The 19856-nt window shown below is 59.2% G+C and carries 12 protein-coding genes; 9 read left to right on the top strand and 3 right to left on the bottom strand.

The window, feature by feature from the left end; all coding sequences use genetic code 11:
- Window positions 1-721 precede the first annotated feature (721 nt).
- From ACTWLJ_RS26015 to ACTWLJ_RS26005, 3 genes are read right to left on the bottom strand one after another with little or no spacing between them, the layout of a single operon-like run.
- Window positions 722-2122, bottom strand: a complete 1401-nt coding sequence (locus tag ACTWLJ_RS26015) for an efflux transporter outer membrane subunit (protein WP_445179046.1) — start codon at window positions 2120-2122, stop codon at window positions 722-724.
- Window positions 2123-2129: 7 nt separating this feature from the next.
- Window positions 2130-4103, bottom strand: coding sequence for a MacB family efflux pump subunit (locus ACTWLJ_RS26010; protein ID WP_445179045.1), 1974 nt, complete (start codon window positions 4101-4103; stop codon window positions 2130-2132).
- The gene (locus ACTWLJ_RS26005) at window positions 4104-5276 is read right to left on the bottom strand and encodes an efflux RND transporter periplasmic adaptor subunit (protein WP_445179044.1); all 1173 of its coding nucleotides are present in this window, start codon (window positions 5274-5276) and stop codon (window positions 4104-4106) included. It lies immediately after the preceding gene.
- A 324-nt stretch (window positions 5277-5600) separates the two neighbouring features.
- On the opposite strand from ACTWLJ_RS26005, the gene ACTWLJ_RS26000 reads away from it, so the two are divergent.
- The 9 genes from ACTWLJ_RS26000 (at window position 5601) to ACTWLJ_RS25960 (ending at window position 19850) form a co-directional block, all read left to right on the top strand.
- Window positions 5601-6083, top strand: a complete 483-nt coding sequence (locus ACTWLJ_RS26000) for a sigma-70 family RNA polymerase sigma factor (protein WP_401210511.1) — start codon at window positions 5601-5603, stop codon at window positions 6081-6083.
- Window positions 6084-6218: 135 nt separating this feature from the next.
- Window positions 6219-7556 carry a lysine N(6)-hydroxylase/L-ornithine N(5)-oxygenase family protein gene (locus tag ACTWLJ_RS25995; RefSeq protein WP_445179043.1) on the top strand — a complete coding sequence of 446 codons (1338 nt, stop codon included), beginning with the start codon at window positions 6219-6221 and terminating at the stop codon, window positions 7554-7556.
- Between the two features lie 1405 nt (window positions 7557-8961).
- Window positions 8962-11661: a magnesium-translocating P-type ATPase gene (gene mgtA, locus ACTWLJ_RS25990; protein WP_445179042.1), complete on the top strand. Its 2700-nt coding sequence runs from the start codon at window positions 8962-8964 to the stop codon at window positions 11659-11661.
- A gap of 196 nt (window positions 11662-11857) precedes the next feature.
- Window positions 11858-12574: an MgtC/SapB family protein gene (locus ACTWLJ_RS25985; RefSeq protein WP_445179041.1), complete on the top strand. Its 717-nt coding sequence runs from the start codon at window positions 11858-11860 to the stop codon at window positions 12572-12574.
- Window positions 12575-12695: 121 nt separating this feature from the next.
- A complete protein-coding gene (locus ACTWLJ_RS25980; RefSeq protein ID WP_445179040.1) occupies window positions 12696-13883 on the top strand; it encodes an EAL domain-containing response regulator in 1188 nt (395 codons plus the stop codon).
- A gap of 162 nt (window positions 13884-14045) precedes the next feature.
- On the top strand, window positions 14046-14672 hold the full coding sequence (locus ACTWLJ_RS25975; protein ID WP_445179039.1) for a response regulator: 627 nt from the start codon (window positions 14046-14048) through the stop codon (window positions 14670-14672).
- Window positions 14673-18302 (top strand): transporter substrate-binding domain-containing protein, encoded by a 3630-nt coding sequence (locus ACTWLJ_RS25970; protein ID WP_445179038.1) that lies wholly within the window; start codon window positions 14673-14675, stop codon window positions 18300-18302. It abuts the gene before it with no gap.
- A gap of 190 nt (window positions 18303-18492) precedes the next feature.
- Window positions 18493-19038 carry a fimbrial protein gene (locus tag ACTWLJ_RS25965; protein ID WP_445179037.1) on the top strand — a complete coding sequence of 182 codons (546 nt, stop codon included), beginning with the start codon at window positions 18493-18495 and terminating at the stop codon, window positions 19036-19038.
- 71 nt (window positions 19039-19109) lie between these two features.
- A complete protein-coding gene (locus ACTWLJ_RS25960; RefSeq protein ID WP_445179036.1) occupies window positions 19110-19850 on the top strand; it encodes a fimbrial biogenesis chaperone in 741 nt (246 codons plus the stop codon).
- Window positions 19851-19856: the final 6 nt, after the last annotated feature.

The raw sequence follows: 19856 nt of genomic DNA, 5'->3' as shown, positions 1-19856 counted from the left end.
GATGGGGCCGTCACATCCAGGCGCTGTTCTGCCAGACCCACAGCTATCGCCAGCAGGCTGGCTCCTACAATGTCCCTGGTGTGGCGCAAAGTTGTGCCCATTCCCCAAACCTTGCGGGAGCCAGCCTGCTGGCGATGGGGGCGTCACATCCAGGCGCTGTTCCGCCAGACCCACAGCTATCGCCAGCAGGCTGGCTCCTACAATGTCCGTGGCGTGGCGCAAAGTAGTGCCCATCCCCCAAACCTTGTGGGAGCCAGCCTGCTGGCGATGGGGCCGTCACATCCAGGCGCTGTTCTGCCAGACCCACAGCTATCGCCAGCAGGCTGGCTCCTACAATGTCCGTGGTGTGGCGCAAAGTAGTGCCCATCCCCCCAAACCTTGTGGGAGCCAGCCTCCTGGTGATTGGGTTGTCACATCCAGCCTTTTTCTGGCAGACCCACAGCTATCGCCAGCAGGCTGGCTCCTACAATGTCCGTGGTGCGGCGGCAAGTAGTGCTCATCCCCCAAACCTTGTGGGAGCCAGCCTGCTGGCGATGGGGGCGTCACATCCAGGCGCTGTTCCGCCAGACCCACAGCTATCGCCAGCAGGCTGGCTCCTACAATGTCCGTGGTGTGGCGGCAAGTAGTGCTCATCCCCCAAACCTTGTGGGAGCCAGCCTGCTGGCGATGGGGTCAGTACATCCAGCATGTCACTGGCTGACCCACCGCCGCTGCCGCTGGTTTATCGGCTTGCGATCTGCCAGCCGCCGCCCAGTGCCTTATACAGGGCAATGCTCGCTTGCAATCGGGACAGTCGCAGTTGCACATTCAGATCTTGCGCTGCGTACAGGGTGCGCTGGGTTTCCAGTACGGTCAGCAGATCTTCGGCACCCGCCTGGTAGCGGCTCTGGGCGATGTTGAAGGCGGTTTGTGCCTGGCCGAGTTCTTCGGTCTGCCACTGCCGCTGTTCATCCAGTCCGCGAATACTGTTCAGGGCTTTCTCGACATCGGCGAAACCATTGATGATCGCCCCACGGTAGTTTTCCAGCAGCTCTTGCTGGCGCGCGGTGGCTTTGTCGTGCTCGGCGCTCAGGCGGCCGTTGTTGAAGATGGGGGCCACCAGCCCGGCCGTGAGGTTGTAGAAAGGGCTGCGCAACACATCACTGAAGCGATCGGATCCCGAACCGAGGTCGGCACTAAGGGTCAGGGTTGGCAGCATTGCCGCGCGGGCGACTTTGACGTCGGCCCGGGCGGCGGCGAGTTGTACTTCGGCGCGGGCGATGTCGGGGCGTCGATTGAGCAGATCACTGGGTAAACCTGCATCGATGACCGGCCACTGCAACTGCGCGAAGGATTCACGGCTTGCCGCCAACTCCTGCACCGGACGACCAAGCAGCGCCGCGAGGCTGACAGCCGCATCACGTGCCTGTTGCTGCACCAATGGCAACTGGCGTTGTTGCGCGGCCACCAGGCTTTTCTGCTGTGCCAGTTCCAGCGCAGTGGCCGAGCCTGAGTCAAAGCGGGTCTGTACCAGTCTCAAGACATCCCGGGCATTGGTCAGATTCAGTGCGGCGATACGACTTTGTTCGCGCAGCGAAAGGGTTTGTGCGTAGGTGTCTGCGACGCTGCCGAGCAATGTCAGTTCCACGGTTGCACGGTCGAATTCGCTGGCCTGCAAGGCAAATTGCGCGCTGTCGCGGGATGCTTGTTTGCCGCCCCAGAAGTCAATTTCGTAACTGGCATTCAGATTGGCGTCGAAGTAATCGACAGCCTTGTTGCTGCTGTCGGCATCCAGTTGGCTATAACCGTTGCCGCGCAGCAATTTTTGCCGATTGGCATTGAGTGCGGCCTTGAGCTCCGGTAATTGCGAGCCGCCGGCGATCACGGTTCCGGCCTGCGCCTGCTGCACGCGGGCGACGGCGGCTGCAAGGTCGAAGCTGCCGGTACGCGCCTGTTCGATCAAACGATCCAGTTCAGGGCTGGCGAAGTGGGTCCACCATTGCACGTTACTCCGGGCGAGGCTGTCAGCGTGTGGCGCTTGCCAGTTGGCGGGAGGCGGCAAGTCGCTGTCCGGGCGCTGGGCGGGAGTACCGCAGGCGCCGAGCATCAGGCAGAGGGTCAACAGACTGAGGCGCGGTTTCATAGAACGATCATTCACTGGTAAGGGCCGTGACCGGGTCGAGCCGGGCGGCTTTGCGGGCCGGCATGAAGCCGAAGACAACACCGGTCACAAGGGCGCAGCCAAAGGCACCGAGTACCGCCATCAAGGAAAACGCCACAGCCACTTCGCTGAGCACCAGCACTCCACCGACGATCAGCGCCAGAGCGATCCCGGCGATGCCGCCGACCACCGAGAGCATCACCGCTTCGGTCAGAAACTGCCGCAGGATGTCTCGTTGCCGGGCGCCGGTCGCCATGCGAATACCGATTTCGCGGGTACGTTCGCGCACGGTCATGAGCATGATGTTCATCACGCCGATGCCGCCCACCAGCAGCGAGATTGCGGCAATCGAGCCGAGCATCAGCGACAGGGTATTTTGTGTGCGGGCTTCGGCCTGGATCATCGCCGCGTTGTTGGTCAGTTCGAAGTCCTTGGTGCCGTTGTGCAGGCGCAGCATCATGCGTTCGATTTCCTGCTCGGTTTCTTTGACCTTGCGCGCATCGGCGGCAGCGATGGCCACGTACTCCGGGTTGTAGGTGCCGAACAGTCGCGTACTGGCGGCGGAGTAGGGGATAGCGATGCGGTCGTCGCTGTCGGAGTCGCCGGAGCTGGAGCCTTTTTCCGCGAGGACGCCGACCACTTGGAAGGGGACGTTTTCAATCAGAATGTATTGACCGACAGGGCTGGGCACGTCCTTGAGCAACTTGGTCCGCACCTTGTGCCCGATCACCGCCACGGCAGCGCCTGCGGCTTCGTCGGCAGCAGTAAAGTAGCTACCTTCGACCACCGGCCAGTTGAAAATCTTCGGGAAACTGGTGTCGTTGCCACCGACGTAACTGTGGTGATCGACATTGCCGAAACGCACCACGGCTTCGGCACCGTTGACTGGCATGATCTGCTTGATCAGCGGCAGGGTGGCAAGGACGGCGAGATCGTCGAGGGTAACGATGCCCTGGGGCGCCCGTGGATGCGGCGGCACGCCACCCAGATAAATGATGTTGGAGCCGAAAGCGCCCATTTGCGCCATGACCTGACGTTTGCTGCCTTCACCGACGGCGAGCATGACCACCACCGATGCCACACCGATGATGATCCCCAGCAGGGTCAGGGCAGTGCGGAAACGGTTGATCCACATGACCCGCCACGCGGCTTGCAATGCGTCGATCAACTCACCTTTCCACGCGCCCTTCGCTTCGGCGCCCTCGGCCAGACGTTTGCGCAGGTCGACTGCCTGCAAGGCTCCGGGTCTGGCGCTGGTCTGGGCTTGCGGATTGTCGTGGGCACTGTCGCTGATGATCAGGCCGTCGCTGATCTCGATGATGCGCTTGGCCCGGGCCGCCACTTCGCGGTCGTGGGTGATGAGGATCACCACATGACCTTGGTTCGCCAGTTCATCGAGCAACGCCATCACTTCTTTGCCGCTGTGACTATCGAGGGCGCCAGTGGGTTCGTCGGCGAGAATGATATGGCCGCCGTTCATCAATGCCCGGGCAATCGACACCCGTTGTTGCTGGCCTCCGGAAAGCTGATGCGGCCGGTTGCCGGTGCGTGATGCCAGCCCGAGTCGGTCGAGCAGGGCGGCGGCGCGGGCGTGACGCTCGGCGGCAGGCATGCCGGCATAGATCGCCGGCATTTCGACGTTCTCCTGGGCTGAGCCGGATGGAATCAGGTGATAGCCCTGGAATACAAAACCAAAGGCCTCGCGGCGCAGCCACGCCAGTTCATCGCTGTCGAGGGCGGCGACGTTTTCCCCGGCAAAACGGTACTCGCCCGACGTCGGTCGGTCGAGGCAACCGAGGATGTTCATCAGCGTCGATTTGCCGGAACCGGAAGCACCGACAATCGCCACGAACTCCCCGGCGTGAATCGACAGGTCGATGCCACGCAACACGTGAACTTGCGGCGCGTCGCCGCCGCCGTAGGATTTGCGGATGTCCTGCAGGTCGATCAGAGGCGTTTGCATTCAGCCTCCGCTACCGTCGGCGGGGCCGATCAGCAGGTGATCGCCTTCGTTCAGGCCTTCGAGTATCTGCACCTTCAACCGATCACTGATACCGGTGCGGACTTCGCGGGACTGAATGCTGCCATCGGCCGCCACCACTTGGGCGGTCTGCAGGTTCGCCGTGGCGCTGCCCTGCAACGCGGCGACCGGGGCAGTGAGCACATCTTTCGCCTGATTGGAGACGAAGAACACCTGGGTGGTCATCTCGGCCATCAAGGCGTTGTCGGCGTTGTCGACGTCGAGCAACACGGTGTAGAGCACGACCCGGGCACTGCCGCTTTTGCTGCTGCTGGCCGGACTGCCGCCGCCCTGGCTGGTTTGATCCAGTGGCTTTGGCGGCACTGGCAGAATCTGCCGCACGGTGCTGCTCCAACGGCGGCTGCCGCCGCTGAGTGTAGTGAAATAGGCCGTCATGCCCGGTTTGACGTGACCGATATCAGCCTCGGACACTTCGGCCCAGACAGTCATCGGCGACAACTTGGCAATTCGCAGGATCAGTGGCGTCTGCTGCTGGGCATTGAGGGTCTGGCCTTCGCGGGCATCGAGCGCGACCACGGTGCCGGCCATTGGCGCGTAGATTCGGGTATAGCCAAGTTCGGCCTGATCGCTGCGCAGGCTGGCTTCAGCCTGGCGAATCTGCGCCTGGAACATATCGATGCGTGCCTGAGTGGCCTTCAGTTCTGCGCGAGCGGTCTGCACATCCTCTTCACGGGTGGCACCGCCGGCGGCGAGATTCTGCTGACGCTGGTATTTCTGTTGCGCCAGCTCGTGCTGGGCCCGTTGCTCTTGAAGCTGCGCCTTGAGGTTTTCGATGGAAAAGCGTCCTGCATCGAGTTTGGCTTTCTGCGTGGACGGGTCGATCTCGACCAGCAACTGGCCTTCCTTGACCACGTCGCCGACTTCCACATGGATTTTCTGGATCTGCCCCGAGGCCTGCGCGCCGACGTCGACATAACGCCGTGGTTGCAGGGTGCCCAGCGCGGTGACGCTGCTTTCGATGTCGCCACGGCTGACTTGCACGGTGGCGAATTTATCCCGGCCGGGCGGCATGATTTGCCAGGCGGCGTAAGCGACAACAGGAATCAGACAAAGGACTACGAGCAGCGCGCGTCGGGCGGGGCGGGGACGTTTCATGCAGGGTTCCGGCCAATGAAATTCGGCCCGTCATTCAACCGGTACACAGAATCGTGCGGTCGCTGAACGCTATCGCAGGACGCGACAGACACGGGGGGCTGTCCTGTAAACGATGCAGGCGAGGGGGAATTTAAGCGCGGAAATACGAAGTAACAGCTATAGGGCAGGACTATTTATCGGGCAAGGGCAAACACTACTTTAAATCTATATGAGAATTACTATAAATTACGCGCCTCAAGTTGCCACTATCTTGCTACCGCGCTTCGCGCTGGCAAATCAGTGTGCTCAAGGACAGAAACCGCACCTCTTTTGCGGCCGGGAGTCATGTTGGAAAACTACTATCGCGAGCTGGTGTGTTTCCTGAACGCCAAGCTCGGCAACCGTCAGGTTGCCGAAGATGTGGTGCATGACGCCTATTTGCGGGTGCTGGAACGTTCCAGCGAAACGCCGATCGAGCAGCCCCGGGCCTTTCTCTACCGCACCGCGTTGAATCTGGTGATCGACGATCACCGTCGCAACGCCTTGCGTCAGGTTGAATCGCTGGACGTGCTCGATAACGAAGAGCGCTACTTCACGCCATCCCCCCACAGCACTTTCGATCATGGTCAGCGACTGGAGATGCTCCAGCGCGCACTGGCCGAACTGTCATCGGCGTGCCGCGAAAGTTTTCTGCTGCGCAAGATCGAAGGTCTGTCACACCCGGAGATCGCCGAACACCTCGGTATTTCCAAGGCTCTGGTGGAAAAACACATCGTCAATGCGATGAAACATTGCCGCCTGCGAATCAAGCAATGGGATGCCCATTGAGCTGACGCCGTTAAATTTTATTTCATTGTCCTCGTTCCTACTCAACAGACGACCTGCTGTCCTGCTCAAGGCCGGTCAGGTCACTTAGGCTCTCCTTTCCCCGCTGTTGGGGGGTACATCCAGAGGACACTGGAAATGACACAGGCAATTGCATCGCCCATCGTTCACGACCTGATCGGCGTCGGTTTCGGCCCTTCGAACCTGGCACTGGCCATCGCACTGCAAGAGCGTGGCCCGACCCACGGCGAACTGGATGTATTGTTTCTCGACAAGCAGGCCAACTACAGCTGGCACGGCAACACGCTGTCGACGCAGAGCGAGTTGCAGATTTCCTTCCTCAAGGATCTGGTGACCCTGCGCAATCCGACCAGCCCGTACTCGTTCGTCAATTACCTCAAATATCACGGTCGTCTGGTGGACTTCATCAACCTCGGCACCTTCTATCCGTGCCGCATGGAGTACAACGACTACCTGCGCTGGGTCGCCGGGCAATTCACCGAGCAGAGCCGTTACGGCGAAGAAGTGCTGACCATCGAGCCGGTGCTGCACAACCATCAGGTTGAAGCGCTGCGGGTGATTTCTCGCGATTCGTTGGGTCATCAACATGTACGCACCACCCGTTCGGTGGTGGTCAGCGCCGGTGGCACACCGCGTATTCCGGAAGCGTTCAAAGCGCTGAAGGGCGATGGCCGAGTGTTCCATCACTCGCAGTATCTGGCGCAAATGGCCAAGCAGCCGTGCGTCAACAATCAGCCAATGAACATTGCGATCATCGGCGGCGGGCAGAGCGCGGCGGAAGCCTTTATCGATCTGAACGATTCGTTCCCATCGGTAAAAGTCGACATGATTCTGCGCGGTTCGGCGCTCAAGCCTGCGGACGACAGCCCGTTCGTCAACGAAGTGTTCTCGCCGGAGTTCACCGATCTGGTGTTCCAGCAGAACAGCGCCGAGCGTGAGCGTCTGGTCAACGAGTACCACAACACCAACTATTCGGTAGTGGACATCGACCTGATCGAACGCATCTACGGGATCTTCTATCGCCAGAAGGTTTCCGGTGTGACCCGTCATGCGTTCCGTACCCTGACCACCGTCGAGAAAGCCACCGCCACCGAGCGCGGCATCGAACTCGCGGTGCGCAATAATGCCACTGGCGAAGTTACCGTGCGCGTATACGACGCTGTGGTACTGGCCACCGGTTACGAGCGTCAGATGCACCGCAAACTGCTGGCGCCGCTGGAAGAGTATCTGGGTGAGTTCGAAGTGGATCGCAACTACAAGCTGATCACCGACGAGCGCTGCAAGGCCGGCATCTACATGCAGGGCTTCTGCCAGGCCAGCCACGGTTTGAGCGACACGCTGCTGTCGGTCCTGCCGATCCGCGCCGATGAAATTGCCGGCTCGCTGTATGAGCATGGCAAAAACCGTGGGCACAGCCGTTCGATGGCCGATCTGTTGTTGGCGACTGCCAGCTGATTCTGTATTGCCTGATACACCGCAATCGCTAGCAGGCTAGCTCCCACACTGGATTCTCATCTGACACAAAAACTGTGTTCACTGAAGATGCTCTGTGGGAGCAGCTAGCTCCCACACTGGATTCTCATCTGACACAAAAGCTGAGTTCACCGAAGATGCTTTGTGGGAGCAGCTAGCTCCCACACTGGATTCTCATCTGACACAAAAGCTGTGTTCACCGAAGATGCTTTGTGGGAGCAGCTAGCTCCCACACTGGATTCTCATCTGACACAAAAGCTGTGTTCACCGAAGATGCTTTGTGGGAGCAGCTAGCTCCCACACTGGATTCTCATCTGACACAAAAGCTGTGTTCACCGAAGATGCTTTGTGGGAGCAGCTAGCTCCCACACTGGATTCTCATCTGACACAAAAGCTGTGTTCACCGAAGATGCTTTGTGGGAGCAGCTAGCTCCCACACTGGATTCTCATCTGACACAAAAGCTGTGTTCACCGAAGATGCTTTGTGGGAGCAGCTAGCTCCCACACTGGATTCTCATCTGACACAAAAGCTGTGTTCACCGAAGATGCTTTGTGGGAGCAGCTAGCTCCCACACTGGATCCTGATCTGACACAAAAGCTGTGTTCACCGAAGATGCTTTGTGGGAGCAGCTAGCTCCCACACTGGATTCTCATCTGACACAAAAGCTGTGTTCACCGAAGATGCTTTGTGGGAGCAGCTAGCTCCCACACTGGATTCTCATCTGACACAAAAGCTGTGTTCACTGAAGATGCTTTGTGGGAGCAGCTAGCTCCCACACTGGATTCTCATCTGACACAAAAGCTGTGTTCACCGAAGATGCTTTGTGGGAGCAGCTAGCTCCCACACTGGATTCTCATCTGACACAAAAGCTGTGTTCACTGAAGATGCTCTGTGGGAGCTAGCCTGCTAGCGATGGGGCCCCTGAGACCGCCACAAATTCTGATTCCTGAACCCTTCCTGAAGAACCCGGCATTTGCCCGGCACACATATAGTTACGGGTTTACTCTCAATACATCGGGGCGTAAGCTTCGCGCGTTTTCATCAATAGCGGAGACCCACAGTGGGTACTTGTTCGAGTGACAGTTGTCGGCCGGTCTCGATAACCGGCGGATTCTCGGCAAGATAACGCGCAGCCTTTCTCTGCCGTTGTCTCGCCGTAAAAGCGAGCAGCGGCATCCCGTGCATGGCCAGTCAGGTCATGTCGCGATGTCCTTCTCTTCGACACTGAAAGAGCGTGGTTTCGACTTTTCGTCGTGATCGCAGCCCTATCGACACGCCTGTCTTTTCTGACCGGCGCGCCAAGCCTTGCCGTGCCGTTTTTTTCGGTGCACGAGGCGCGGTCGTACCTGCTTGACGGTTTCCCGGCTGACCATAGGGGCAACAGCCATGAAACTTACGCTAAAGGAATTCTTCGCAGGTTTTCTGCGGACCCGCCACATCGCCCGACACTTCCGTCGCCTGGCGCTGCTGGAATCCATCACCGACACCACGGTCAGCCGTGAAGTGCCGCCCACCCTGGCCAACACTTTGGTCGATGCCGCCCATTGCGACAGCGGTTTGCTGTTGACCAATCTGGGGACCCACACCGATGGCCTGACCGATTTCGAAGTCGATGCGCTGCGTGCGCAATACGGTCTCAACGAAGTCGAGCATGAACAACCGCTGCCATGGTGGACTCACCTGTGGCACTGCTACAAAAACCCGTTCAACCTGCTGCTGACCCTGTTAGCGGTGATCTCGTGGCTGACTGAAGACCTGAAAGCCGCCACCGTGATTTTCTCGATGGTGGTGCTCTCGACGCTGTTGCGCTTCTGGCAGGAAAGCAAATCGAACAAGGCTGCCGACGCGCTGAAAGCCATGGTCAGCAACACCGCCACCGTCATGCGCCGGGATGCGCCGCGTGCCGAGTTGGCGATCAAACTGCTGGTGCCGGGGGACCTGATCGTGCTGTCGGCCGGTGACATGATTCCTGCCGATTGCCGGGTGCTGAGCGCCAAAGACCTGTTCGTCAGCCAGGCCGCGATGACCGGTGAATCGATGCCGGTAGAGAAGTTTCCGCGTCAGGCGGATCGCGACACCCGCAATCCGCTGGAATTGGACAACATCCTGTTCATGGGCACCAACGTGGTGTCGGGCACGGCGGTGGCGGTGATTCTCACCACTGGCAACAGCACTTATTTCGGTGCGTTGGCACAACGAGTCGGGGCTACCGACCGCGAGGTGACTTCGTTCCAGATGGGCGTCAACAAAGTCAGCTGGTTGTTGATCCGTTTCATGTTCGTCATGGCACCGCTGGTGCTGTTCATCAACGGCTTCACCAAAGGTGACTGGACCGAAGCACTGCTGTTCGCACTGTCGATTGCGGTCGGCCTGACCCCGGAAATGCTGCCGATGATCGTCACCTCGACATTGGCCAAAGGTGCGGTGTTCCTGTCGCGCAAAAAAGTCATCGTCAAACGCCTCGATGCAATCCAGAACTTCGGCGCGATGGATGTGCTGTGCACCGACAAGACCGGCACCCTGACGCAGGACAAGATCTTCCTGGCGCGCAATGTCGACGTCTGGGGTCAAGACTCCGACGACGTACTGGAAATGGCCTACCTCAACAGCTACTACCAGACCGGCCTGAAAAACCTGCTGGACGTGGCGGTGCTGGAACACGTGGAAGTCCACCGTGAACTGAAAGTCGGCACCGCGTTTCGCAAGGTCGATGAGATCCCGTTCGACTTTAATCGTCGGCGCATGTCGGTGGTGGTCGAAGGCAGCGGCCAGCCACATCAGTTGATCTGCAAAGGCGCCGTGGAAGAAGTGTTGGCGGTGTGCAGCCGCGTACGTCACGGCGAACTCGATGAAGCCTTGAGCGATGAATTGCTGACCCGTATTCGGCAGGTCACCGCAGCATTCAACGCTGAAGGCTTACGAGTTGTGGCGGTTGCTGCACGCTCGATGCCTGAAGGTCGCGATACCTACAGCCTGGCGGATGAGCAGGAATTGACGCTGATCGGTTACGTGGCGTTTCTCGATCCACCGAAGGAAAGCACTGCACCGGCGCTCAAGGCTCTGGCCGCGCATGGCGTGGCAGTAAAAGTGCTGACCGGCGACAACGAACTGGTCACCGCGAAAATCTGCCGCGAAGTCGGCCTCGCACAACAAGGCCTGCTGCTGGGCAACGATGTCGAACGCATGAGCGATGCCGAACTGGCGGTCGCTGTGGAGAACACCAACGTCTTCGCCAAGCTGACGCCAACGCATAAAGAACGCATTGTGCGCATCCTCAAAGGCAATGGCCATGTGGTCGGTTTCATGGGTGACGGCATCAACGATGCACCGGCGCTGCGCACGGCTGACATCGGAATTTCGGTGGACAGCGCGGTGGACATCGCCAAGGAAGCGGCCGACATCATCCTGCTGGAAAAGAGCCTGATGGTGCTGGAGGAGGGCGTGCTCGAAGGGCGCCGGACCTTCGCCAACATGCTCAAGTACATCAAGATGACCGCCAGTTCGAACTTCGGCAACGTGTTCTCGGTGCTGGTCGCCAGTGCGTTCATTCCGTTCCTGCCAATGCTGCCGATGCATCTGCTGGTGCAGAACCTGCTCTACGATATTTCGCAGATCGCCATTCCGTTCGATAACGTCGATGAAGAGATGCTCAAACAACCGCAGCGCTGGCAGCCGGCTGACGTCGGACGTTTCATGCTGTTTTTCGGGCCGATCAGTTCGATCTTTGACATCACAACGTTCGCCCTGATGTGGTACGTGTTTGATGCCAACACTCCGGATCACCAGACGCTGTTCCAGTCCGGCTGGTTCGTGGTGGGGTTGCTGACCCAGACGCTGATCGTGCACATGATCCGCACGCCGAAGGTGCCGTTCCTGCAAAGCCGCGCGGCGACACCGTTGCTGGTGATGACCGGAATCATCATGGCCGTGGGGATCTTCCTGCCGATGGGCCCGCTGGCGAATTACTTCAAACTGCAAGCGCTGCCTTCGATGTACTTCGTGTTCCTGCCAATGATCCTGCTGGCGTACATGGGGCTGACCCAGGCAGTGAAAGGCTTCTACATCCGCCGCTTCGGCTGGCAATAACCGCAACACCGAACTTTGTGGCGAGGGAGCTTGCTCCCGCTCGGCTGCGCAGCAGCCGCAAGACCGGAATACGCAGTTTCATGGTTGAGACTGTATATGTCGATTTGGGGCCGCTTCGCAGCCCAGCGGGAGCAAGCTCCCTCGCCACAATTTTGTTTCAAACCAGAGTTTCTGGTGTCGTTCATGGAGTTTCATCATGCAAGCCATCAACAACCTCAACCTGACCTCGCTGCTCGACACCCTGGTCAGCCTCAGCGCGGCATTCCTTCTCGGTGGCCTGATCGGTTTTGAACGTCAGTACCGGCAACGCACTGCCGGTCTGCGCACCAACGTACTGGTCGCGGTCGGCGCGGCGATTTTTGTCGACATGGCCAACCGGCTCGCCGGGGCCGAAGGCGCGGTGCGAGTCGTCGCTTACGTGGTCTCCGGTATCGGCTTTCTCGGTGCCGGGGTGATCATGCGTGAAGAGGGCAACGTACGCGGCCTCAACACTGCCGCCACCCTGTGGACTTCAGCGGCCGTCGGCGCCTGCGCCGGGGCTGATCTGCTGGCCGAAGCGGTGCTCGGCACGCTGTTCATTCTTGCGGCGAACACCTTGCTGCGGCCTATCGTCAACAACATCAACCGTCAGCCACTGGACGTGGTTTCGGCGGAGGTCACCAATATCGTCTACGTCATCGCCCGACGCTCGCAGCAAACAGCGGTGTTCGCCTTGCTCGAGGCCGAACTGGAACGCAGCAACTACCCGGCCAGCGATGTCGATGTTCACGCTTTCGGCGCTGATGAAATCGAGATTGAAGCCACGCTGGCGACCACTTCGGTCGATGGCGATGAGCTGGACGCACTGGTGGCTCGTATCTCGACCTCGGCGCTGGTGGTGCAGGCATTCTGGAGCCCGAGTACTACCGAGTAGTACCACCGGAAAAGTCGCTCTTGGGAATTTTCCTACAAAGCGACAGGATTAATCTGTCAAACCAGCCCCTTTCCCATCGTCACTATGCTGGTCCTCGGGTCTGCGCAGCGATGGATGGAAAATGACCTCACCACGGGTTCTGGTACTGGAAAATCATGGATTTGCGCGCAGCGTAATGGTCAAGATGCTGCATCGCCTGGGTGTTCGCGAAGTGCTGCAAGCCAGTGACGGCGAGCAGGCGCTGGTGCAGATGCATTTGTCCGGCGGGGTCGACATCGTGGTGTGCGACCTGGTCGACAAGGGGCTCGATTGCCTGGAATTTCTCGGTTATGCCCGGGAAACCGGCATGGTCCGTGCGGTGATTCTGTGCAGCGAATTGCGTCCGGCTTTGCACCGCACATTGGCTCAAATGAATTCGTTGTCGGGTCTGCAATTGCTCGGGGTCATGCAGCCGCCGGTGCAGTTACGTCTGTTGCATCGAGCGCTGAACCGCTATCGAATGCCGGTTCCCGGCTTCGAAGTGCTTGAGCCGCCAGCCGAACTGCCCAGCGAAGATGAAGTTCGGCGTGGACTGGCGCTGGGCGAATTTCGGGCATGGTTCCAACCCCAATTTTTTCTCGACAATGGAGCTGTCGCCGGTGCCGAGGCGCTGGTGCGCTGGGAACATCCGGCTAAAGGTGTGTTGCTGCCCAGGGATTTTCTCGCCGCCGTGCTGGCGTATGACCTGATTGATTCGATGTTCAAGCAATTGCTCGAACAGGGCCTTTGCCTGTTGGGCATCCTCCGTCGCCAAGGCTTGCACCTGAGCTTGTCGTTCAACCTGCATGCCTCGCAACTGGCCAATAACGATCTGGTCGAACACATTCAACGCGCCTTGCAACGTCACGAGTTTGCCGGTTCGGTGTTGCAGTTCGAACTGACCGAAAATGGTCTGCTGGAAATGGCGCCCGGTACTCAGGAAAGCCTGTTGCGCCTGCGGTTGCTCGGTTGCGGTCTGGCGATTGACGATTTCGGCAGCGGTTTCTCTTCGCTCAATCTGCTTTGTCAGTTGCCGTTCAATCAACTCAAATTCGATGGCGAACTGGTCCAGCATGAGCATCAGCCGTGCTGGCAAGCCATGGTCGCCAGCACCCTGGCGCTGGCTCGTTCACTGGATATGCAATTGGTGATTGAAGGCGTCAACAGCCGTTCAATGCAGGACGCTCTGGTCGGGCTGGGTTGTGAAGTGGGGCAGGGTTTTTTCCTCGCACGGCCCATGTCTGGCCACGACTTGTTGCAATGGTTGAGCACTTGCGATGGCCAATCATGATCGTTCACGCAAACCTGGCGGAAAAGGCTGAGAAAGTTCCTACACTGTGGGCATGCTGGTGTATTTTTGAACCGCGCTCCGGACCGTCAGTCATTCCTGTTGTTTTCATGTCATGGACGTTCGCATTTCGGGGTGTTTCCGGCGTGCCTCTTAGGGGTTCATATGTTTAAAGCATTGGTTGTAGATGATCATCCGTTCATTCGGTCATCGGTGGTAATGCTCCTGAAACAGGAAGGTTTCGAGGTCATTGGCGAGGCCGATAACGGCGCCGATGCGGTACAGATGACCCGCGAATATGCCCCGGACCTGGTTATCCTCGACATTGCCATGCCCAAACTCGACGGACTGGAAGTCATCAGCCGCATCGGCGCGCTGGGTCTGAAGAGCAAAATCCTCGTGCTGACCTCGCAATCGCCGCTGTTTTATTCGATGCGATGCATGAAGGCCGGCGCGGCGGGATACCTGTCCAAGACCAACGATATCGACGAATTGATCAAAGCGATCAAGGCGATCATGGATGGCTACACCTACTTTCCCAATCTGGCGACCAGTTCGGTGCGTCGTTCGGATGTCGATGCCACCGAGCAGGAGTTGATTCAGAGCCTGTCCGACCGCGAGCTGACCATTCTGCAACAGCTGTCCAACGGCCTGACCAACAAGGAAATCGGTGAAGCGATGCTGCTGAGCAACAAGACCATCAGCACCTACAAAACCCGGCTGATTGAAAAGCTCAACGTGAAATCGGTGGTGTACCTCGCCGATTTCGCCAAGCGCAACAATCTGATCTGAATGCGCCTTTCCATTCGCACCTGGCTGTTGGCGCTGACGCTGGTTGGCCCCATCAATCTTGCACTGGCCGCGCCTGCGGAAACCCTGCACGTGCTCGGTCGTTCGAACGTTGATGATTACCGCGTTTCGCTCGACGAGCAGGACTGGAGCTGGTTGCGCGGCAAGGCCACGCTGCGCCTCGGTGCATCGGCGCCGGATTACTCGCCGTTCGCCATCACCAGCAACGGCACCGACTACGAAGGGCTGACCGCCGACTACGCGCAACTGCTCGGCGAGTTGCTGAACATCCGCATCGAAGTGCGCCGTTACGCTTCGCGCTCGGCAGTGCTTGAGGCGCTGAAAAGCGGTGAAGTGGACCTGCTCGGCACTTCCAACGGTTTCGAGGCGGCCGATCATGATCTGGTGCTATCCAGCGCCTACGCCGAAGACATTCCCACCCTTGTGACCCGGGTCGGTGACAGTCAGGACTTGTCCCCGGACCTGGCCGGCAAGCAGGTGGCGATGCTCTATCACTACCTGCCACCAGAGACGGTCAAGGCGTTTTACCCCAAGGCCCATGTGCAGCTCTATCCGTCGACCCTGAGTGCGATCGGTGCTGTGGCGTTCGGCAACGCCGATGTCTACCTGGGGGATTCGATCAGCGCCAATTATCTGATCAACAAGAATTACCTGAACAACGTGCAACTGGCCGATTTCTCGCAAATGGAATCGCAGAACTTCGCGTTTTCCATGCCGCGTGGCAACGAGCGACTGCTGCATATCATCAATGCAGCGCTGTCGAGTATTCCGCAAGGCGAACGCATGACCATCCTGCGCCGCTGGAGTGCCGGTGGTGCGAGCATGCCCGGTCAGCAGGCGTTGCATTTCAGCGCCAGCGAGCAGCGCTGGATGGCCCGGCATCCGCGTTTGCGGGTGGCCATCGATGAGAGCTTTTTGCCACTGTCGTTTTTCGGCCAGGACGGCGAGTTTCGCGGGATCAGTGCCGACGTGCTGGCCAAAGTCGCGCTGCGCACAGGCCTGAAGTTTGACGTCCAGCGCGCCGAATCGGTGCCGGATATGGTCGATCAGATGCGCAGCGGCCGCGCCGATCTGCTGATCACCCTGACCCCGAGTGCCGAACGAGAAGGCTCGTTGCGTTTCACCCGCCCGTATCTGAGCACGCCGTTTGTACTGGTCAGCCGGATCGGCGCCGACAGCCCGGGCACTCTGGATGACATGGCCGGCAAGCGGTTGGCGGTGATCCGTGGCAACCCGGTGCATGAACTGCTGGTCGATGACTATCCGCGAATCACGCTGATCGATGCCGACAACGCGCAGCAAGCCATGACGCTGGTCGCCAATGGTCAGGCCGACGCGTCGGTCAACTCGCTGATCACTGCGCGCTATATGATTTCCCGGCAATACCGCGACCGTTTGCGTATCACCAGCACCGTCGGCACGCAGTCGGCGCTGGTCGCGTTCGCCACGGCGCGGGGCGAACTGGAGCTGTATTCGATCCTCGAAAAAGCCCTGCTGAGCATTCCACCCGAAGAGCTTGATGAAGTGACCAATCGCTGGCGCAGCGAAGTGGTGGTCGATGACAGTTACTGGTTGCGCAATCGCACCGCAATTGTTCAGGGCTTCGCCGCTGCGGCGGTGTTGCTGCTGGTGGCGCTGGGCTGGATTGCCTATCTGCGGATGTTGATGCGCAAGCGCCGGCAGGCGGAAATCGCCCTCAACGATCAACTGGAATTCATGCGCGTGTTGATCGATGGCACGCCGCATCCGATCTATGTGCGCGACCGCGAAGGGCGCTTGCTGCTGTGCAACGAAGGTTACTTGCAGGTGTTCAAGGTCGAACGCGATGAAGTGATCGGCAAGACCGTGCTCGAAGGCGTTCTGAGCAACGGCGAAGAGGCGCAGGCCTATCACGATGATTATCTGCAAGTGATGAGCGAAGGCTTGCCACGGGTGCAGGATCGCAGCTTGAGCATGGGCGACAACCGTTTGACCATCTACCACTGGATGTTGCCGTATCGCGGCAGCAACGGCGAAGTCAGCGGCATGATCGGCGGCTGGATCGATGTCAGCGAACGCCAGCGCTTGCTCGAAGCATTGCGCGAAGCGAAGGAGGGCGCCGATGATGCCAACCGCGCCAAGACCACGTTCCTCGCGACCATGAGCCATGAAATCCGCACGCCAATGAACGCGGTGATCGGCATGCTTGAACTGGCGATGAAGAAAGCCGATCAGGGCATCATGGACCGCTTTGCCATCGAAGTCGCCTCGGGCGCTGCGCGCGGTCTGCTCGATTTGATCGGCGATATTCTCGACATTGCCCGCATCGAATCCGGGCGTCTTTCACTGACACCGGAACGCGCCAATCTGCGCGAGCTGGTGGAATCAGTAGTGCGGATTTTCGAAGGGCTGGCGCGACAGAAGCACCTGCGTCTGGTGCTGGAGCTGGACGCGGCGGCCAACAGCGATGTGCTGATTGATCCGCTGCGTTTCAAACAGGTGCTGTCGAACCTGTTGAGCAATGCGATCAAGTTCACCGAGGCCGGGCGGGTGCGCGTCAGCATCAAGGTCGAGCCGGGCCAGGACGACGAACGCCTGAGCGTATGCCTGCGAGTCGAAGACACTGGCAACGGTATCAGCGAAGAAGATCAACAACGCCTGTTCAGCCCCTTCACTCAGGCCAGCAACAATACGCAATCGGCCCGCAGCGGTTCCGGTCTGGGGCTGGTGATCAGCCGCACGTTGTGCGAAATGATGGGCGGGCGCCTGAGCCTGAGCAGCACTCTCGGCCAAGGCACGCAGATCGAAGTGCAACTGGCCTTGCCGACCCTGCAACCCCTGACTGAATTACCGGCAGAGACCGTCGAACCGAGCATGCCCGGCCATGTGCTGAACATTCTGGTGATCGACGACTATCCGGCCAATCGCCTGTTGCTCTCGCAACAACTGAGCTACCTCGGGCATCGCGTCAAGGATGCGGAGGACGGCGCCCACGGTTTGCGCGCCTGGCGCAGCGAAGTGTTTGATGTGGTCATCACCGACTGCAACATGCCGATCATGAACGGCTACCAACTGGCACGCGCCATTCGTGAAGAAGAAACCGCACGCGGGCTGACGCCGGGGCTGATTCTCGGGTTCACCGCCAATGCCCAACCGGAAGAGGTCACCCGTTGTCGCGTGGCCGGGATGGACGATTGCCTGTTCAAACCAATCAGCCTCAAAGACTTGAATGCACGTCTGGCGCAGGTGGTTCCGCAAACTCCGGTAGAGGGCGATGAGCAGTCGGACATGGCCTTGTCCGACGAGATCGACCTGACCAGCCTTGAGCAACTGACCCGTGGCGACCGCGCTTCAATCAAGAGTTTGCTGGGTGATCTGGCCAGCAGCAATGAAGAGGATATGGCGCGTCTGATGCGTCTGTTCACCAAGCATGACTTGCCCGGCCTGGCAGATCTGGCACACCGGGTGAAGGGTGGGGCGCGGATCATCAGGGCCAGCGCGTTGATCAGCGCTTGCGAAAATCTCGAGACAGCCTGCAACGGGCTGGACTCGACTCGTCTGATCGAGTCGGTCGATGCCTTGCAGCAAGCCATGGAACGCCTGGCTGAACAGCTGGAACCGCTGCTTGCCTAAGTAGCTCTCGGCAAAATCGCTAGGAATTGTCCTACACGGCGCAAGGAAAGCGCCTACGGGAACGCCCCCTCCAAAGGATCAAGATTACTTCGTTGCCCAAGCAGATGGCTTGTAACTCACGACGCATTCCGCGTCGGACAACCATCCAGACTTTCGCGACAGGTTCGTATCTTTCTTTTGGAGTTGTCCCATGAATCGCAAAGCTCTCGCCATCGCTGTAATGGTTGCCGCCTCTGGCGCCCAGTTCGCCAACGCCGCTGACGGCACCATCAATTTCAATGGCGAGTTGGTCAACCAGACCTGCACCATCTCCGTTGACGGCGTGGTTTCGCCTGCCATCGCTACCGTGACCCTGCCCACCATTTCCACTGGTCTGCTGACCACCGCTGGCCAGGTTGAAGGCCAGACCGGTTTCAACATCCAGTTGAGCAGCTGCGAAGGCACCGCTACCACCGCTGCGGCGTTCTTCAACTCCGGTGCAACCGTTGACCCGGTCAGCGGCAACCTCAACAACATGACCGGTACCGCGAACAACGTGCAACTGCAACTGGTTGACCAGCAGGGCGGCGCAGTGATTCAGGCGGGTAACACCAACCAGATCACCAAGACCACTCGCAACACCATCGACGGCACTGGCGCGGCCAACATGCCGTACGCCGTGCAGTACTTCGCAACTGGCGCTACCACGCCGGGCACTGTGGTCAGTTCCGTGACCTACAACGTCGACTACCAGTAAGCCGATAGCTCTCTGACGCGTCCCGAGCCAGGGGGGCAGGGCGCGTCAGCGTGCGGTAAATGAGGTGCGTCATGCGTTATGCAAGTCTGTTTCGAATCAGCGCAGTGTTGATGCTGTCCATGCTGATGTATTCGCAAGCCAAGGCCGGTGTGGTGATCACCGGGACGCGTCTGGTGTATCCGGCGAGTCAGAAAGAAGTCACCGTCAAATTGAACAACAACGGCGCACGTCCTGTGCTGGTGCAATCGTGGGTCGACAGCGGTGATATGCAGTCGAGTCCGACCAGCTCCAAATCGCCGTTTGTGCTGTCGCCGCCGGTGTCGCGTATCGACCCGAGCAAAGGCCAGAGCCTGCGCCTGATGTTCACTGGCGCAGCGTTGCCGGCCAACAAGGAATCGGTGTTCTGGCTCAATGTCCTGGAAATTCCGCCGAAGGCTGAAGGTCCGACGGATCTGAATGTGCTGCAAATGGCTTTCCGTTCGCGGATCAAGATTTTCTACCGTCCTGATGGTCTGCCGGGTAATCCCAATGAGGCGATGCAGCAGGTGCAATGGAAAATCGTGCCGGCGGACAAGGGTTTCGCTCTGCAAGCCTTCAATCCGAGCGCGTTTCACATGTCCCAGGTCGAACTGGCCCTGACCGTTGGCACGCAGCGTTTCGAAAGCGAGAACGGCATGATCGGCCCGGGTGAGACCAGGACCTTTGCCTTGCCTGCACTCAAGTCGATGCCCGGTGCAGCGGCGCAGGTCGAGTTCAACGCCATCAACGACTACGGCGCTCTGGTGCCGGTCAAGCAACCGCTCAAGCCCTGATCTTTC

This window comes from Pseudomonas sp. McL0111, from assembly GCF_052567255.1.
Note: the sequence above shows the minus strand (reverse complement) of the source record. Positions and strands in the feature narration are given on the sequence as shown.

Bases quoted from the DNA above. Each gene is read 5' to 3' on its own strand.
- ACTWLJ_RS25965 (WP_445179037.1), top strand. From the start codon at position 18,493: ATGAATCGCAAAGCTCTCGCCATCGCTGTAATGGTTGCCGCCTCTGGC.
- ACTWLJ_RS25980 (WP_445179040.1), top strand. From the start codon at position 12,696: ATGACCTCACCACGGGTTCTGGTACTGGAAAATCATGGATTTGCGCGC.
- ACTWLJ_RS26005 (WP_445179044.1), bottom strand. From the start codon at position 5,276: ATGAAACGTCCCCGCCCCGCCCGACGCGCGCTGCTCGTAGTCCTTTGT.
- ACTWLJ_RS26000 (WP_401210511.1), top strand. From the start codon at position 5,601: ATGTTGGAAAACTACTATCGCGAGCTGGTGTGTTTCCTGAACGCCAAG.
- ACTWLJ_RS25985 (WP_445179041.1), top strand. From the start codon at position 11,858: ATGCAAGCCATCAACAACCTCAACCTGACCTCGCTGCTCGACACCCTG.
- ACTWLJ_RS25970 (WP_445179038.1), top strand. From the start codon at position 14,673: ATGCGCCTTTCCATTCGCACCTGGCTGTTGGCGCTGACGCTGGTTGGC.
- ACTWLJ_RS25960 (WP_445179036.1), top strand. From the start codon at position 19,110: ATGCGTTATGCAAGTCTGTTTCGAATCAGCGCAGTGTTGATGCTGTCC.
- ACTWLJ_RS25995 (WP_445179043.1), top strand. From the start codon at position 6,219: ATGACACAGGCAATTGCATCGCCCATCGTTCACGACCTGATCGGCGTC.
- ACTWLJ_RS26010 (WP_445179045.1), bottom strand. From the start codon at position 4,103: ATGCAAACGCCTCTGATCGACCTGCAGGACATCCGCAAATCCTACGGC.
- ACTWLJ_RS25975 (WP_445179039.1), top strand. From the start codon at position 14,046: ATGTTTAAAGCATTGGTTGTAGATGATCATCCGTTCATTCGGTCATCG.
- ACTWLJ_RS26015 (WP_445179046.1), bottom strand. From the start codon at position 2,122: ATGAAACCGCGCCTCAGTCTGTTGACCCTCTGCCTGATGCTCGGCGCC.
- mgtA (WP_445179042.1), top strand. From the start codon at position 8,962: ATGAAACTTACGCTAAAGGAATTCTTCGCAGGTTTTCTGCGGACCCGC.